General features: G+C 36.9%; 1 protein-coding gene. It reads right to left on the minus strand.

Annotated elements, in window-relative coordinates:
• Window positions 1–2,683, minus strand: a 2,683-nt coding sequence (gene alaS / locus OZD61_RS02355) for an alanine--tRNA ligase (protein ID WP_274979708.1), incomplete at its 3' end; no start/stop codon positions are given.
• Between the last annotated feature and the right edge of the window lie 139 nt (window positions 2,684–2,822).

A 2,822-nucleotide genomic window follows, 5' to 3' on the forward strand; every position in this document is an offset into this window, starting at 1 on the left:
GAGATACCGCGAATGAATCGCGGTATGACGGTTCGCGGCGGCATAGTAATTCGTCATCCCGCTGCTTGTTAGCGCCGCGGCGGTATGACGGTTCGTGGTGGTATGACGTAGAGTGCTTAGAAGCTGTTATTTTGCTATAAATGGCTGTAATGGCATCATCTATTTTATTGCTATCACAGCCTGTTTGTGCAAGTTCAGCATTCCCACCACAGTTCTTTTTAACTGCTATGGATATTAGTTCTTTTGCGCTAATCTTATTGATTAAGTCTTTACTTACTTTAATAATCAAGACTGTTTTATCTTTTTCTGTTGCCGTAAAAGCTATTACCGTTTTTGGTTTTTGTTGCTGCAAAACAAACTCTCTTATTACATTTGCTGGAATATCAGTGAAAGTGTGGCTTATAAAATTTATTCCATTTATTTCGGTGCTTTTTATATTCTCTGCACTCACAAGCTTTTTATATAGGTTTTTTATTTTGGTTTCGGATTTTTTGTGTTCTTGACTTAAAATACTTAATCTGCTTGTTATTTCACTCACTGGCGCTTTTACGAATTCTGCAACTTTTTTTAAGTTAATTTCATTATCACGTACACAATTGATTGCTTCCTGACCAGTTAAAGCTTCAATTCTCCTCACTCCAAAAGCAACAGAACTCTCTGTTACTATCTTAAACAAACCAATTTCTCCAGTATGCTCAACGTGTGTGCCACCACACAGTTCCCTTGAATCTCCAATCTTCACTACTCTTACTTGATCGCTATATTTTTCGCCGAATAACGCCATAGCTCCTTCGTCTATTGCCTGATTCATGCCTTGAATTTTTGTAGATGCGGAAAGATTTTCTCTGATTAGAGAGTTTACCATATCTTCTACTAAGAATAGCTGATCCTGAGTAACTTGAGTGTTATGACTAAAGTCAAATCGTAACTTATCCGGTGCAACTAGGGAACCTTTTTGAGTGACATGATCACCCAAGATTTTTCTTAATACAAAGTGCAAAAGGTGTGTAGCTGAATGATTTCTCCTTAAGGTTTGCCTTCTTTCCTTATCTATGCTTGCTGTAACTGTGTCACCTTTACAAATTGAACCGAATTTAACTATGCATCTGTGCAAATATAGATCATTAACCTTATTGGTATTCTCGACTATAATAATACTTCTACCAGGTTTGATCAGACTGCCAGTATCTCCCACTTGTCCACCTGACTCGCCATAAAAAGGTGTTTTATCAAGTATAATGGTTATCTTCTCTCCCTCCTTTGCAGAATCAATTACTTCATTTTTAGAGGAAACTATAGCTAGTATTTTCGCATCACTTACTTCATTGAACTCATAACCAACAAATTTTGTTTTGCCAAATTTATTGATCAAATCAAACCATACTTGCTCAACAGATTTTTCACCAGATCCAGCCCATTTAGCACGTGCTCTCTCTTTTTGTTCTCCCATTGCATCATCAAAACCCTTCTGGTCAAAATTTATTTTTTTCTCTTTTAAAATATCAAGTGTAATATCCAAAGGAAATCCGTAGGTGTCATATAGCTTAAACGCTGATTCTCCAGGCAAAGTATCGCCCGATTTTAAATCTGTAGTGAATTTCTCCAGGAGATTGATACCCTTCATCAAAGTGTCTTTAAAGTTTTCTTCCTCTGATTTTAACGTCGTTTCTATTAAGCTTTTAGCTCTGACTAATTCAGCTCCCATATAAGCCGAACTCGTGCTATCTATCAACACTGGAAAAATACGATGGAGTAGGGAATCATTATATCCAAGCAGGTGAATATAACGTGTGGCTCTCCTAATTAATCTGCGTAATACGTAATTCCTGCCCTCATTTCCAGGAAGCACTCCTTCTGCGATGAGAAATGCAGCCGCGCGAAGATGATCTGCTATGATCTTATGCGCTATTTTATTTTCCGTTCTTCCACAGTACTCTTGTGATTTACTTATCAGAGCAGAAAATAGATCAATATCATAGTTATCATGGACGTTTTGCATAACAGCCGCTATTCTTTCAAGGCCCATTCCAGTATCGATGCATTTTTTTGGCAATTTGTGTAAATTACCTTCTTCATCTTTGTTAAACTCCATGAATACCAGATTCCAGATTTCAACAATTCTATCGCCCTCTTGTAAATTAGGACTCCCATGGTCATAAAAAATTTCAGAACATGGACCGCACGGACCAGTGCTTCCCATACTCCAAAAGTTATCATCCGTTGTAATTCTTATGATTTTATCACTTGAAAAGCCACTTATCTTACGCCAAATCTCGTACGCCTCATCATCAGTATGGTAGACGGTTATGGATAGTCTGTTTTTATCAAGAGATAACTCTTTAGTGATAAATTCCCACGCAAATTCTATCGCAGTTTCCTTAAAGTAATCACCGAAGCTAAAATTTCCGAGCATTTCAAAAAATGTGTGATGCCGAGTTGTATAGCCAACATTTTCCAGATCATTGTGTTTACCGCCTGCTCTTAGGCACTTTTGACTTGAGACAGCACGTTTCATTTCAGTTTTTTGAGCACCAGTAAAAATATTTTTAAACTGCACCATACCAGCATTTGTGAACATGAGCGTTGGGTCATGTTCTGGAATCAAAGGAGAAGAAGAAACCTGCTCGTGGTCATTATTTACAAAAAATTTTATAAATCTTTCTCTGATTTCGTTTAGCTTCATCGTTTTTATTGAGGTTATCTATAAATAATAAGTTGTAATGGAAATAAAATCAATACCACTCTCTAGATCTCAGAACCTGTTAAGGATCTCGAAAATATGAGGTAAGATAAGCATAGTTAAGAAAGAGGTATATCTATGC

This window comes from Wolbachia endosymbiont of Drosophila bocki (assembly GCF_028982005.1).
Lineage (GTDB): Bacteria > Pseudomonadota > Alphaproteobacteria > Rickettsiales > Anaplasmataceae > Wolbachia > Wolbachia pipientis.